Source organism: Shewanella sp. SM55 (genome assembly GCF_025654025.1).
Taxonomy (GTDB): Bacteria; Pseudomonadota; Gammaproteobacteria; order Enterobacterales; family Shewanellaceae; genus Shewanella; species Shewanella oncorhynchi.
This window is the reverse complement of sequence record NZ_JAKKRS010000014.1, coordinates 92,710-106,875: the sequence shown is the minus strand read 5'-3', so window position 1 is coordinate 106,875 and position 14,166 is coordinate 92,710. Positions and strand designations below refer to the sequence as shown.

Below are 14,166 nucleotides of genomic sequence, written 5' to 3'. Positions count from 1 at the left end.
TTAATCAGCAGTGTTCACTTCGATACCTTACTAAAAGTAAGATATCTGTGATGCTCAAATCAGTGAACGATTCAATCAAGGCTGTTTGTGTTTTGGCCCTTGTTTACTTTTCATCGGGTCACCTTGATAACCTAGGGCTTGCCAATCGAGTCTTGTGCCTTTGTTATGGCAGTCGTTACAATTTAATGCTTGCTCCTTTGGTGACACCATATGGTTTATCCGCCACCACATTTCAGTGGCTGCAAAGTCATATTCCCCACTGTATTTGATACCTTTCTCAAGCATAGTCGTGTTCGCTTCCATTCCTAGTTTTGCCGCTAAGTTCCAATCAAACTCGCTCCAGAATCCCCCTTTGCCATAGGTTTTCGGTGTGATAAAAATATTGAGTTTTTTATCGTAAATTTGTTTACCCGTGTGCACCTTGAAAGGATAGATTTTTGCTTTGACATCATTTATATCGCCAATGGGATAGGTCAATTTAGTGACTGTACTTGGATCCATTTTATCACCTGCCATATAAGCATTGGCTGTGCCGTTGTACCAAGCGTATTGGGGTTTGACCATTTTTTCCCAAACAAAATCTCCTTTTTTCTTTTGGTAGGTATGCTTACCGTATTGGTCGAGTGTTTCTTTTTTATCATCTCCAGCTGTTGACCAGTCCCAGCGCATTTTTGTCGGTTCGTTTTTAGCAAAATACGGAATATGACAGGTTTGACAGGCAACTGCCGCTGTATGAGTATTGAGTTTTTTGTTCGCGTGCGGCGCTGATTCGTGGCAGTTTTCACAGCCAATATGGTCGACACCACCGGGTGAAACCCCCATAGCATTACCTGAGATCATGTGTTTCTCAGTGGTGTGGCAGTTCTGACATTGAAAGTCATTACCGTCGCTATCCATATGCACATCCGTCGCTTTGTCTGGATAAGACATGGATGAGTCTAAGTCCCCATGTTTTACCGCGTCACCACCGCCACCATAGAAGTGGCAACTACCGCAGTTATCCCGTACAGGTTCGCCAACGTTTTGAGCTATTTTAGTCAGATCGAGCTTTGCCATAGGTTCACCTGCGCCAGCGGGATCTTTAACATAAGTTCCTGTAGTGTCGTGACAAACTAGGCAGTCGACTTTGGTTTTATCTTTAAAGTCAAAGTTACTGTCTTTCCAACCATAACCCGCGTGACAACTGGTACAGCGGGGTTCATTGCTGGAAATGGCAACGCAGAAGTTATTAATGCTGTTTTTCTTACCTCTTACGACTGTCCTATCGGGAAGTTTTTGTTCTAACTCCCAAGTCCAATGGGAGGTTTTCATCACGTCAGTCGCTTGATTTTCATGGCAGACTAAACATTGTGTGGTCACCTGTGAGCCTGTGGTAAACGGGCCTTTAAGTGCCTCTTTATGGGGATTAGCGGCGTAGGCATTTAATGTCATGCCCGCTAAGGCAATGAGGATGAGCTTATTCATTTTGTACTCCCACCCTCGATGTAACCGAGGGCTGATCGTTGTTATCAATGACGGATTAGAAGTTGATGGTGAGTGAGGCGTTGACATCAAACGCGGTATCAACCACTGGCAACATGGAATAAGCAGAGCCAGCTAGCACATCGTCGATTTTTTGTGGAGCACCCACAGGTGTACCGCTGCCTGTGTACTCGTAGTCGTAATAAAGGCCAGCAAGTTTGATAAACATTTTGGGGTTAATATCAAAGATGTAATAGGCTTCTGCTACATGTCCTCGGGTAGCTAACTTACTACCAATAGGGTCATCCTGTGCTTGGGTAAAAGGCGTCCAATATTCGGAGCCGTAGTTATATTCCAGACCCAATTTGCCGTAGGGAGCAGGAATTTGTACGCCGACATAAATACCATAACCGTCTTTGGCTTCGGTATCGTCACTGGTTTTTGGCACCATAATAATCTCAGTACCAGTGCTGTTTAGCTCGGCTTCAAATATGGCATCGGATAACATACCGCCAAACATGCCGGCGTTACCGTTAGGCTCGGCGCGAGTCCAGCCAAATGATGCAAACCATTTGATATCGTTTGCCTCTTCGCGCGCAAAACCAATTCCTCCTAGATACATGTCGCCGATAGCCCCGCTGGGTTGTACTCGGGTAACAAAGTTAAAGTTGTCGAACTTTTGCATATCTTGATACATGGTGGGGGCAAAAATCCCTGCCAGTTGGGTAGGGAAGGCCATGGTGCCTTTAAAGCCGTCGTTCACGTCTTTGGCGCCAAACAGGGTGAACTGGAGGAAGTTGGTGCCATCGTTGATCGCATCGATATTAAAGCCACCAAGGTGAGTATCCTTGGTGACAATATCACCAAACATTTCGCCATTTCCCCATTGTGATTCAAATCCTTGGCCGTAACAGAAACGGACGACTTGGCCTTCGATACCTGTGATTTCGCCTAGGTTGTAGCCTAAGGTGGCGCCATCGAAGTTGAAGTTAACTAAATGTCCTGAAGGTGTGCCGCCACGCATTTCATTCTCGCGGTAGTGACTGGGTGGACCATAGGTGGAAGGGCGACGACCTATGGAGAGATAAAACTCTGATCCATTAATGTTTTTCCAATCGAAATAGGCGCGTTCAACCCGCAGCCAGTCACCACTGGTATTGCCGCTACTGGTACCATCCATAGTGAAAGACCGCCAAGAATCAAATACTTGAACTCCGGTAGAGTCACCCCAGTTTTTATACATACTGAGGCGGCCAGCAAAACTGACGTTATCCCATACCTTAGCTTTCAGATTTAACCGCAGGCGAGTGGTGTAAAAAATATCGTTATCTATGTCCTGTACACTTTTGGGCGCGAGCACATAGGGCATAACACCTTGTAACATGCCATTTTGGAAGGCTGCAGCAAGGTCTGGATTAGCTTGCATCATTTTCCCTAGTGGGGAGTTGAGATCGTTGGGCATACCGAAAGCGCCGGACATGGCTTTGGCACCAAAGTCGTTGAAATTGACTTTGATGGCCGGATTCCAGACAACATCGCGGTAATGTAGTGAATGAGCTTTAGTGCGGAAATCACCTGTAATTTCAAGGCGGTCTAACGATGTGTGCCGCTCGGTTTTGTCGACGCGATTATTGAGATCATCCAATTGCTCGGTAATATCGGCAAGCTTCTGTTTTAACTCGGTAATTTTTTGATTTTCCTGTTGCACATCATTAGGTGTAGCAAAAGATTGGCCTGACATAAACAAGGCATTGGCGACGAGGATTGAGATAAGAGTACGCATAAGGTTTCTCCCAGAGTTGTTCTGTTGGCATGATTGCGCTAAGTGCATTTCGCCAAATTTACCCAATAGGAGTCCCTGAGGTGTGTTCCCCATTTTTCTCGAATTGGTTTTTTAATTTTTAATTCAATGTGTTAGTGAGCAGTTGCAGGGGAGCTCTCTACCATTGTCTTAGGCCATAACGTTGGCAGAGATCAACCGCAGGTTTGGGGTTGGTCCGAGTCGGCGGCGTGGTCATACAAAAATTGCTGTATATCCTTGAGGTCTTGCTCAGAGAGGCCATTGAATACCTCTGGTTTGAATTTGTGCTTATCTTTATCAAAGAAGCGATCCCACTGGCTCATCGTTTTGGCCATTGGCGTGAGTTCACCACCTTCACCGCCTTGGCTATGGCAGGCTTTGCATTCTTTTTTGTACAAATGTTTACCTTTCTTTGGATTACCTCCCTCTGCGGCATACGCATTAATACTCAAGCTGCCGATCACTGCCATGGCAATTGCTATCTTAGTTGACGTTTTCATCATCTCATTCCTTACTTTTCGTGATCATTTACATTTATTTGTTGGTTAAGTGTTTTTATTGATTCCACTTTGTAAATTAATTTATCAAATCCTACGGTGTGTAAATTTGAGGTATATCACTTTCATTAAAAAAATCTAATTGATAAAAAGTTCATTGATAAAAATCTAATTGATAATGTTATAGAAGGGTGTGATTATTTTTTTTATTATTTAAAAACAATGAACTAGTCAACATGCTAAATTAGCGCTGATAACTTTGAGTTTCGAGTTTTGCGCCTAAAGCACAAAAAATGGACTGTGATTAAGCTAACACTTTGTAAAATATGCACTCACTAAAGTAGTGATGTTGAAACTTAGCAGCTGTTTGGCAGGCTTTATTGGGAAGTAAATAATGCCAGAGTTGACTCTGGCATTATTGATTTTGGGGATAGGTTTGGTTGTCTTTCGAAGCAAGATAACTTAGATAAAAGTAGACTCAGAACGGATTAAGGTTGCTGGCGCGTTGGTGCTAGAACGATTTCGCGTACGCACACATTTTGCGGTTGTTGCCATGCAAACAGTGCAGCAGCGGCGACGTTTTCAGGGGCGATAACGCCGCCCATTTCTTCTTTCCAGTCATGGTAACCCGCTTGGTATGGCTCAACAACTCGGTTTCTACTGCGCCGGGGGCGATAGTGATAAGGCGTACGTCATCCATGGCGACTTCTTCACGAATGTTTTCTGTTAAGGCGTGCACGGCAAATTTAGTAGCGCAGTAAGCGGCGTGGTTTGGAAAGGTTTTACGCCCCGCCACTGAGCTGACATTAATGATAGTGCCAGTTTTGCGAGCTTTCATGTCGGCTAATACCGCATGAATACCATTAAGCACGCCCATCACATTGATATTGAGCATGCGGCTCCATTCGTTGGGATCTTGCACATCGATTTGGCCCAGTAACATGACTCCCGCGTTATTGATAAGACAGCCGACCGGGCCAAATTGTGCTTCTGCTTGGGTTATGGCGGTTTTAATAGCTGCGCCGTCGGTGACATCGACGCTGATAGAAAGGCTGTTTGGTAATTCAAGCGCTTGCATTGCTTCAACTCGGCGTGCCAGTAATAGCAGCGGATGGCCTGCAGCGCTAAAGCTTTTAGCCATAGCGGCGCCAATACCCGATGAAGCGCCTGTGATGACAACCAGTGATTTAGTAACTTGATTCATTAGTATTTCCTATTAATTGGAGCCAATGTAAGCCGTAAACAAACTGTTGTTCGGCGTCTTGAACTTGTTAACCAGTATAGTCTGGGGATTTTCAGTCGAAAAATACTTATTCCAGCTGGATATGATAGGCTCAGCCTATGGCACTATTGTTGAAATTTGTGCTGAACTCGTCGGTTGTCGGAGAAGATTAAATGGTCGATTTGCGTTTGCTGCGTTTCTTTATCGCAATTTTTGAAGAGAACAATATTACCTCGGCGGCTAACCGTTGCTTTGTGAGCCAGCCTTCACTGTCTGCTGGGTTAAAGCAACTCGAAGAAGAGCTTGGTGGTCAGTTATTTGAGCGCAGCAAAAAAGGCGTTAAACCTTTGGACAGCGCGCACTATCTATACCCTTTGGCGGTTAAATTAGTCGAGGAGGCGAGTAAGTTACCAGGCTTGTTTATGGCGAAGGCAAGCCGGCAAAAGCTACGTTTGGCTGTGATGCCAGACTTAAGCCAGCGGCGTTTGGCAGGATTTTTACAACAGGTGAATCAAGCCATTGATAAGCTAGATCTGGAGCTGGTGGACTATCAAAGCCCTGCAGATTGCCATTTAAGCATCGACAGCTTGCGCCATGAAGATGAAGTATTTTTTCCGCTGTGGGAGGAGGATTATGTGCTCTGCGTCCCCAAGGATCATACCCTCGCCCAAGTAGATAGCCTACGCCCCGAGCAGCTCAATGGCTTTGACTTTATTGAGTGCCCACCCTGTGAAGCCCATCAGCAAACGATAGGTTTATTGGCGTGCAGCAATATGTCGCTTAATTTGGTCGCTAAGGCCGAATCTAAGTCTCTCGTGATGTCGCTAGTGTTAGCCGGATTTGGCGTGAGTTTTTTACCCGATGGTTTGATTGAAGATGAGCCTAGGCTCAAGCAAGTGAAATTTGATGGTCCGAGAATGTTCCGTCGTATTGGTTTGTGTTATCCCTCCCATCAGGCAGTTGCGCCAACACTGGCGACCTTGTTACGGCATTTAGCCGCTCGATCGAATTAATTCCAAGTTAGTTTTGGGTTATCAGCATTCAGATTAGTGAGTTGCTAAGGGCGATTCAGTGAGATTAAGTGGAGGCTCGACGCCGTAGGATTTAAATAGTTGAGTAATTTCACCTGAGGTACGCATGTCGTCGACTATCTGGTGAACTTGCTTGGCATATTGATGCTGCGGCGACATGAGCGGAATACTGAAATAGCGGCCATTTTTGCTGATATCTACGTATGCCATCTGTTTGAGTTGGGGATCTTTGGCAAAAAATTGCATCTCATGCTGTTCGGAGGTGATGGCTAAATCGATACGCTCAGCCTTCAACATATTGATTAACTGACCGTTATCATTAACAAAAGACACTTTTAGTTGGTTTTGATTGTCATTAAACTGCGGACAGTAAAAAGCGCCTCTAAGTGCGCCAATGATATGAGGTTTTAGTTCATCGAAATGTTTGACTTCAAGTTGTCTATTCGCAAGGGCAAAGTAATAGACGTAGCGCTTGTCGTATCCCAGCAGCATAGGGTCTAGAAAATCGTTGCGCTCTGGCGTCATCGAATGGACAGGGATTAGGTCGACTTGTCCCATTTCTCCCACTTTAATTGTGCGTGCCCAAGGCACATTACTCCAATTTATCTTGTGACCTAGGCGGGCGATGACTTCATTGATGACAGCTGCACCTGGGCCTTTGCACTCACCATTTTCGACATAAATAACAGGATGCCTATCGCGGCAGTGTGCTTGCCAGACAACGGCAGAGGTTTCTGCCCTTGCTTGGGGCAGAAATAAGCATGAAATGACAATGATCAGTATCAGCCTCATACATCTTGCCTATTAAAATGGTCAGTTTTAATTTAGGGCTGGGCAGTTAACCTGACTATATTTTATTTTTGAGTCGTTTAGCTGCGCAGGTTTGGTCAATAATTGATTGTAGTGCTTATACATCCACTGTGCTTTTTAAGTAATTATAAATTCACTCTATTTTGTAACCAAACGGTTTGGCCTGTTAAATCTGACCAAACCTTTTCTGGGGCTCATTCGCTGCTAGGAAACTTACCTATCCGACTCAAGATAGGGCGTTAATTGGGTTTCAATAGCCTCAATTTGAGTTTCGGCGTAGGCAAGTTCGGATTTGGTTAAACATGATTTTGCGGTGTTTTGATGGAGTCGTTGAGCGCTATTCATCCCGTATTTACCAAAATGACGTAGCAATAAACTAGACCAAATAAACATTTGTATAGGTTTATTTAATTGTTCTGCGCCGTAAATATTGACCAGTTCCCGCATAGCAATTTCATGACCTAGCTCTGCCGATTTGACGTACCAAGCTTCTGCCGCTTGTAGAGCCTCTTGAGTGGGTTTTTCATCACTTAAAAATGATGCAGCCTTATAGATATAAAAATATTGTTGTTGCTCAGCGGGGATTGGATGCTGATGCAAGAAACTGTCACGTAGACGCTCAGCCTCTCTTATCTCTAAGGTACCTAGTTGCTGACTGAATCTGGCTAATTCTTTTAGATGATCGGCTCTATTGCTCATGGCCGCGAGCTGGTAATACATTAACGCTTTAATTGGTTGGCGACTCACGCCTAAACCTTGCTCATAAATCTTGCCTAAGCCTAGCAGTGCGTCTTCATTCCACTTAAGTGCGAATTCTTCAAAGTCAATTTTAGCCTGTTGGTAATCACTTTCATTTTGTGGCGCTTTCAGTAAAAGATGAGCAAATTCAATCTTAGCGAAGTCATTACCTCTAGCGACAGATTGGCTTAACCAATGGCGCGCCTTGTCATAGTCGACAGCAAAATCTTCACCGTAGAGGAAACGTTTACCAAGATAATACTGGCGGAAATCATCGTCTGCGGCGCGCTCGCTAAGTAATGCCTCTGCACGCGCTAAATCTTTAGGTCCACCTTGGCCTGCAGCAAGCATATGCCCTAGATCATCTTTTGCTAATTCATAATCAGCGGCTGCGGATTTCTCAAAGTATTCACGTGCTTTGATATAGTCCGAAGTGACGCGCTCATCATGCCAGTAGAGTGTGGCTAAATGGTAATAGGCTCTTTGGTTTTCTTGTGCGGCGGCTTTTTCGAACCAGTAAATTGCTTGGCTAGCATCGGGATCGAGAAAGGGCTGGCTTAGATACAAGTAAGCAAGCTCATATTGAAACTCGGCTTGACCCGCTTCGGCATTAGGTTTGAGCTGTTCTGCCTGTGCGATTAACTCATCGAGTGTTTGCGACTCAGAAGAGAGCAAATTAGGTAGTGTGAGCATGGGTAAATATTGAGGCTCTATTTCGGCGGCTTTTTTATACCAATCGTTAGATGCCTTGGGATCGGCGGGAACTTGTGGGAATCGACCGGAATAAAGTTCGGCCATAGCAATGGCGGCAACGGCTAAGCCTTTATCGACTGCCTGCTGAATATAATCTAGGCCAGAGTTGACTTCGCCTTGGTTAATCAGTGTTAAGCCATGATTGAGTAGCGCAGTAGGATCACCTGCGGCAAGTGCTTTAGCTTGCACTTGTTTTTTTTGATATTTAGCGAAAAAAATAAACAGTACAATAAAAGCAATAATTATGAGTATCAACAACATAGTAGTCCATCACTATCGATATTTGGGAGTATAGTAAACGTAAATTTTTACAAGAATGCAAGTTTACAATTTGGGCTAGGCTGATCGACCAATCCCATGGGCATTAACGTTATTTATCTTGCAGATGGATCTCTCTAATGGGGCAGGCAATCTCGATTCCTGCCTGCTTAAGGGCGTTATAAAGAGCGAGGTTCACCTTATATTTATGTTGAAAATAGCTTTGTGTGGGCACCCAGTAACGAACCCCCATTTCAATCCCAATAGCATTAAAACCATTGATGCCGATATTAGGTGTGGTCTCTTGATAAATATAGGGATTATTGCTTAATAACTCAGTAATCACACTAATGGCTCGTTCGGGATCTGTGTTGTAACTGAGATTGAACTGGGTTTCGACTAGCTTATTGCTAAAGGAATTATGCAGGATCTCACCGACGATATGCTTATTAGGAATGCTGATTTGCTCGCCTTCCTCATTGGTGAGTATGGTCATGCCTAAGTGGATACGTTTAACAACGCCGCTTTCCCCTTTGATTTCGATAGTATTGCCTACCAAAAAAGGGCGGGTGACGATAATAGTCACGCCTGCGGCATAGTTCGCTAGCATACCTTGTAAGGCTAAACCTGCGCCGAGGGAGGCAGCACCAATTGCTGCAACCATAGGGGTAATACTGATGCCGATTTTGCCGAGGGCGATAATCCCGACCATGACTATGATCAAAATGCGGATAAGATTGCTGACAAAATTGCTTAGGGTGATATCGATATTGTGTTTGTCGAATTGCTTAGCGACTAAGCGTGATACTTTACTGGCTACCCATAAACCTAACAAAAAGATCAGCAAAGCACCTACGAGTTGAAAGCTATAGGTGACTAAAAACTCGGTGATGAGTTGATAAACGCCTTGTAGTTGCTGCAATTCTTGATCGAGTCCAGGTGTTATCATTATGATATCCTTGTAATAAAGTTAACTGTGCGATTCTAGCGTAGAAATTCCACCAAATACTTTTCGCCCTTCATGTGTGAAGCGTATCATGTAATCGTGGTTGGTTTAATGAGTCGATAGGGGGAGTCAGGTATGCTGTTCGCCTATCCAATAATGGAGTCGAGTGTTTATGAAAACGCTGTTGTTATGTTTGTCTTGTCTGTTAACCCCAATCTGGGCGTATGCTGCGAGTTATGTTGCCGGAGATGCGATTAATCCCATTTCACTTCTCGACCAAAATGATAAAACCATTAATGTGACTGATGAGACTCAAGTGCTGCTCTTTAGTCGCAGCATGAAAGGCGGTGATGTGATAAAGGATGCACTTACTCCCTTGAGCGCGACTCAAATGCCAACGGGTTTAGTTTATGTTGCCGATATCAGTGGTATGCCTTCTTTGATCGCTAAATTTGTGGCTGTGCCACAGATGCAAGATTTACCTTTTGCGATTGGGTTAGATAGGGATGGTGAGATCAGTCGTTTATTACCTGATAACAAAGATATGGCCACTATGATATTGCTCAAGCAGCGTAACATTTTGGACATTGCCTATTTTGATTCCAGTGAAGCCTTGAACCAAGCCCTCGCAAAACTCAATCAGCCGCAGTAACAACTCGATTTAACGGACGTATTTTAAGGCATCCATTAGTCTTCTTTTCGCTGTGTAATTGTTACTTCAAGATAACTGTTTTTAGATGGATATTTTGGCTCCAGCCAGTCTATCCATCTCCCTTCCGATAACGTCGTAAAAAATTCACTTTTTATTCTGATAATGAACACAAATTTACCTTAGGGTTTGTGTGCATAATTATTTGTTTTATCGCGCCTTTTTTTGATGGTTCAGTTCTTTAAAGAGTTGTGGAATAAAAAGTTATTAATACAGCATAAAAATTCGTTGCGTAAAGCGAAAAAATATCGTTTACTGCGCACGTTTTTACTACATCACACTTACTGTTATCTATCTGACCCAAAGGAGACTCTGGCCCAATGAGCCAATTTCAATCTATTGATGTTGCTGACTATTATGATATGGACACATTCAAGCGTATTGAAGCGTTTGCCAAAGACAAAGCAACCCCGTTCGTAGTGATCGATACAAGTATCATAGCGAAACAATACGATGACATGGTTAATAGTTTTCCTTACGCCAACGTTTATTATGCAGTTAAGGCAAACCCCGCGGCCGAGATCTTATCTTTACTAAAAGATAAAGGGTCAAACTTTGATATTGCCTCGATTTATGAGCTAGATATGGTCATGAATGTCGGTGTGACAACCGATCGAGTCAGCTATGGTAATACCATTAAAAAGCGCCAAGATGTGCGTGCATTTTATGAGCGTGGCGTGCGTATGTATGCATCTGACTCAGAAGCTGATTTGCGAATGATCGCTGAAGAAGCACCGGGTTCACGTATTTATGTGCGCATTCTGACCGAAGGTACAGATACCGCTGATTGGCCGTTATCCCGTAAATTCGGCTGCCAAAACGAAATGGCCTATGAGCTATTAGTATTGGCACAGGAATTAGGCTTAGAGCCTTTTGGTATTTCTTTCCATGTGGGTTCTCAGCAACGTGACATAGGTGCTTGGGATTCCGCTATTGGTAAAGTGAAAAGCATTTTTGACCGTCTACGTGATGAGCACAATATCACCTTGAAGATGATCAATATGGGTGGCGGTTTCCCTGCTAACTATATTGATAAAACCAATCAATTGGGTGTGTATGCCGAGCAAATCACTCACTTCCTGAAGGAAGATTTTGGTGATGATTTACCACAAATTATTTTGGAACCAGGTCGTTCGTTGATCTCTAATGCGGGGATTTTAGTGTCTGAAGTGGTACTGATCAGCAAAAAATCTTACACAGCGTTAGAGCGTTGGGTGTTTACCGATGTGGGTAAATTCTCTGGCTTGATTGAAACGATGGACGAGGCGATTAAGTTCCCGATTTATACTGAGCGTCAAGGCGAGCTGGATAAATGCGTGATTGCCGGCCCAACCTGTGACAGTGCAGATATCATGTATGAGCACTATAGCTATGGCTTACCAAATGACTTAGCCATTGGCGACCGTATGTATTGGTTAACCGCAGGGGCTTATACGACGACGTATTCAGCAGTATGCTTTAACGGTTTCCCACCGCTGAAGGATTACTATCTGTAAGCGATTGTGATGACATTAATAAGGGCGCTTAGGCGCCCTTATTTGTCTTTAGAGTAATAGTGGGATTACTCGTGGGATTTGAGGATCTGATAAATTTCCTCTTTTAAGTGTAACTTTCTGCTTTTGAGTTCTTTCACAGTGGGATTGAAATCACTGGCGACACGTTTTTCCAGTTGTTTGATTTCCTCGTCTAACTGATTATGCTCATTAAACTTACGTTGAAAATGAGCATCTTGGGTTTTCAGGGTGGAAATTAATTCTCTGTACTCTGGAAACATCGGCATTCTCCTTGTCGTCATTTACTACACTTCAGGTTACGCCTTAACCCTAACCTTATACCAAGTCGTTAAACGTGACTTAGATCACTTTTATCGGTCACTTAGATTAATACTAATGGATGATTTATTTTAATCTATTTTAAATCAGCATCTTAGGCATTTGTTGCCACAGACTCTGGCATGAGTTCAGGATCTGGTTCACACTTTGTTTGGTATAAATCAGACTGACATTCGAAATATGGGCAAATTTGTTATCTTGTGAGCAGATGCTGGTGTAGTTGGTAATTTCATTACGACTAAACAATTACTTCTTGCCGATAATTCTGTGATCAAGTTAACCTTCACCGCTTCGATACTAGGTTAAAGTCGATTTTATAAGAATTTAATTATCAAAAATGAAAGGGGTTTTCACAATGGCTGATGTATTTCATTTAGGTTTGACCAAAGCGATGCTCGATGGTGCAACCTTAGCAATCGTTCCTGGTGATCCAGAGCGTGTAAAACGTATTGCTGAACTAATGGACAATGCGACGTTTCTTGCTAGCCACCGCGAGTATACAAGCTATTTAGCGTATGCCGATGGTAAGCCAGTAGTAGTATGTTCAACCGGTATTGGTGGTCCATCTACTTCTATCGCAGTAGAAGAACTTGCACAATTAGGTGTGAATACCTTCCTGCGTGTAGGGACTACAGGTGCAATCCAACCTCATGTTAATGTGGGTGATGTGATTGTGACTCAAGCTTCAGTGCGTTTAGATGGCGCGAGCTTACATTTTGCACCTATGGAATATCCAGCGGTTGCAAACTTTGAATGTACCACTGCTATGGTTGCGGCGTGTCGCGATGCTGGCGTTGAGCCACACATTGGCGTAACAGCTTCTTCTGATACTTTCTACCCAGGCCAAGAGCGTTATGACACTGTCACAGGCCGTGTAACGCGTCGTTTCGCGGGTTCAATGAAAGAATGGCAAGATATGGGCGTACTGAACTATGAGATGGAGTCTTCCACTTTGTTCACTATGTGTGCTACTCAAGGTTGGCGTGCAGCCTGCGTTGCAGGTGTGATTGTAAACCGCACCCAACAAGAAATTCCTAATGAAGCCACAATGAAGAAAACTGAAGTGAGTGCGGTTTCTATCGTGGTTGCAGCAGCGAAAAAATTGTTAGCTTAATTTTTAGTAAGCTAAGCAACACTCCCCTGCAAAGTGAGTGCTCAGAATAGAAAAGGTGCCAATGGCACCTTTTTTGTTGCTTTAAAACTATGCCGATACCGATTAGAAATGGTATTGAGCAATCACAGAGTAAGTGTCTTGATCGACGCCTTTCACACCGTATTTATTGGTCCACAGATCGTATTCGATACCCACCAATAATTTATTGGCTTGATGATCACCGAACAGGCTCTTACCGAGATCGTATTTTAGCTGTGGGTTGAAATGGAAGTTTTCCTCGTAGCCGTTATCGTCGGTGGCAAATACCCAGTCGATAAAGCCATCGAGTACTATGTTGGCAGATCCAACAGGGATATCGATACGAAATACAGGAGTGAACTGCCAGCCGTCACTATTGTTACCAGTGCTCATACCATCGCGGCGATAGGTATTAAAGTTAAGATAAGTGAAGTATGGTACTGCTACGTCAACCCCTAAACCGTAAAGTAGGCTGTGGACTGGGCCTTCACCTTCTTCATAGGTTAACGCTAGAGACAAGTCTGTTATTGGGCCAAAGACTATTTTTTCGCCAAGAATTTTACTGGCACTAAAACGTGGCGAAATTTCACCATAGGTAGTGCTTTCCATGCCCGTGTCGTTACCTTTGAAATAGATAAAATCTTGGAAGGCAAACCAATCACCGTATTTCCAACCGCCAGCTGTTTCCAATGTGATAGTGGCTTGTTTATCCGATGGCGCTAAATCGTAGTCTTCGCCATAGAGGGCTGTTGCACTGAAATCCCACCACTGTACTAAGTCACCCGCAAATGCTTGAGGAGAAAGCATTAGTGCTAGGCATAGGCATGTTTTTTTCATTGTTATTTCCTGTTGTATAGGTCGAAGTTAATTCGTGTCTTACTCAATCCGCTCTCTGACCTATGGCATGGTTTGATGGGTAAGTTCAAACCTAGCGCGAGTGTACGTCAAAGGACTTGCTCAAAAGTGGGGGCAATAT

12 protein-coding genes and 1 pseudogene are annotated in these 14,166 nt (G+C 43.8%); 4 read left to right on the top strand and 9 right to left on the bottom strand.

Annotated features, from left to right (window positions below; all coding sequences use genetic code 11):
- Positions 1 to 75 precede the first annotated feature (75 nt).
- The 4 genes and pseudogenes from L5L91_RS16815 to L5L91_RS16800 form a co-directional block, all read right to left on the bottom strand.
- On the bottom strand, positions 76 to 1,464 hold the full coding sequence (locus L5L91_RS16815; RefSeq protein ID WP_263142575.1) for a tetrathionate reductase family octaheme c-type cytochrome: 1,389 nt from the start codon (positions 1,462 to 1,464) through the stop codon (positions 76 to 78).
- 55 nt (positions 1,465 to 1,519) lie between these two features.
- The gene (locus L5L91_RS16810) at positions 1,520 to 3,244 is read right to left on the bottom strand and encodes a DUF3373 domain-containing protein (RefSeq protein WP_263237192.1); all 1,725 of its coding nucleotides are present in this window, start codon (positions 3,242 to 3,244) and stop codon (positions 1,520 to 1,522) included.
- A 191-nt stretch (positions 3,245 to 3,435) separates the two neighbouring features.
- On the bottom strand, positions 3,436 to 3,765 hold the full coding sequence (locus tag L5L91_RS16805; RefSeq protein WP_105251249.1) for a c-type cytochrome: 330 nt from the start codon (positions 3,763 to 3,765) through the stop codon (positions 3,436 to 3,438).
- Positions 3,766 to 4,247: 482 nt separating this feature from the next.
- Positions 4,248 to 4,963: pseudogene (locus L5L91_RS16800) on the bottom strand (SDR family oxidoreductase).
- 191 nt (positions 4,964 to 5,154) lie between these two features.
- Between L5L91_RS16800 and L5L91_RS16795 the strand changes: the two are divergent.
- Positions 5,155 to 5,994: a LysR family transcriptional regulator gene (locus L5L91_RS16795; RefSeq protein ID WP_263164310.1), complete on the top strand. Its 840-nt coding sequence runs from the start codon at positions 5,155 to 5,157 to the stop codon at positions 5,992 to 5,994.
- 33 nt (positions 5,995 to 6,027) lie between these two features.
- On the opposite strand, the gene L5L91_RS16790 is transcribed toward L5L91_RS16795, so the two are convergent.
- The 3 genes from L5L91_RS16790 to L5L91_RS16780 form a co-directional block, all read right to left on the bottom strand.
- Positions 6,028 to 6,804, bottom strand: coding sequence for a substrate-binding periplasmic protein (locus L5L91_RS16790; protein ID WP_263164311.1), 777 nt, complete (start codon positions 6,802 to 6,804; stop codon positions 6,028 to 6,030).
- A 231-nt stretch (positions 6,805 to 7,035) separates the two neighbouring features.
- Entirely contained in the window at positions 7,036 to 8,574 is a 1,539-nt protein-coding gene (locus L5L91_RS16785) for a tetratricopeptide repeat protein (RefSeq protein ID WP_263164313.1), read from the bottom strand.
- A gap of 109 nt (positions 8,575 to 8,683) precedes the next feature.
- Positions 8,684 to 9,520, bottom strand: a complete 837-nt coding sequence (locus tag L5L91_RS16780) for a mechanosensitive ion channel family protein (RefSeq protein WP_263237190.1) — start codon at positions 9,518 to 9,520, stop codon at positions 8,684 to 8,686.
- 169 nt (positions 9,521 to 9,689) lie between these two features.
- On the opposite strand from L5L91_RS16780, the gene L5L91_RS16775 reads away from it, so the two are divergent.
- Positions 9,690 to 10,169, top strand: coding sequence for a hypothetical protein (locus L5L91_RS16775; RefSeq protein WP_105251255.1), 480 nt, complete (start codon positions 9,690 to 9,692; stop codon positions 10,167 to 10,169).
- A 377-nt stretch (positions 10,170 to 10,546) separates the two neighbouring features.
- Positions 10,547 to 11,722, top strand: coding sequence for a type III PLP-dependent enzyme (locus tag L5L91_RS16770; RefSeq protein ID WP_105251256.1), 1,176 nt, complete (start codon positions 10,547 to 10,549; stop codon positions 11,720 to 11,722).
- Between the two features lie 65 nt (positions 11,723 to 11,787).
- Here L5L91_RS16770 and L5L91_RS16765 read toward each other — a convergent pair whose 3' ends face one another.
- Positions 11,788 to 12,000, bottom strand: a complete 213-nt coding sequence (locus tag L5L91_RS16765; protein ID WP_006083288.1) for a YdcH family protein — start codon at positions 11,998 to 12,000, stop codon at positions 11,788 to 11,790.
- Between the two features lie 413 nt (positions 12,001 to 12,413).
- Between L5L91_RS16765 and udp the strand changes: the two genes are divergently transcribed.
- Positions 12,414 to 13,172 (top strand): uridine phosphorylase, encoded by a 759-nt coding sequence (gene udp, locus L5L91_RS16760; RefSeq protein WP_105251257.1) that lies wholly within the window; start codon positions 12,414 to 12,416, stop codon positions 13,170 to 13,172.
- Positions 13,173 to 13,274: 102 nt separating this feature from the next.
- Here the strand turns inward: udp and L5L91_RS16755 are convergent, their stop codons facing one another.
- Positions 13,275 to 14,027 (bottom strand): outer membrane protein OmpK, encoded by a 753-nt coding sequence (locus L5L91_RS16755; RefSeq protein WP_263237188.1) that lies wholly within the window; start codon positions 14,025 to 14,027, stop codon positions 13,275 to 13,277.
- Positions 14,028 to 14,166: the final 139 nt, after the last annotated feature.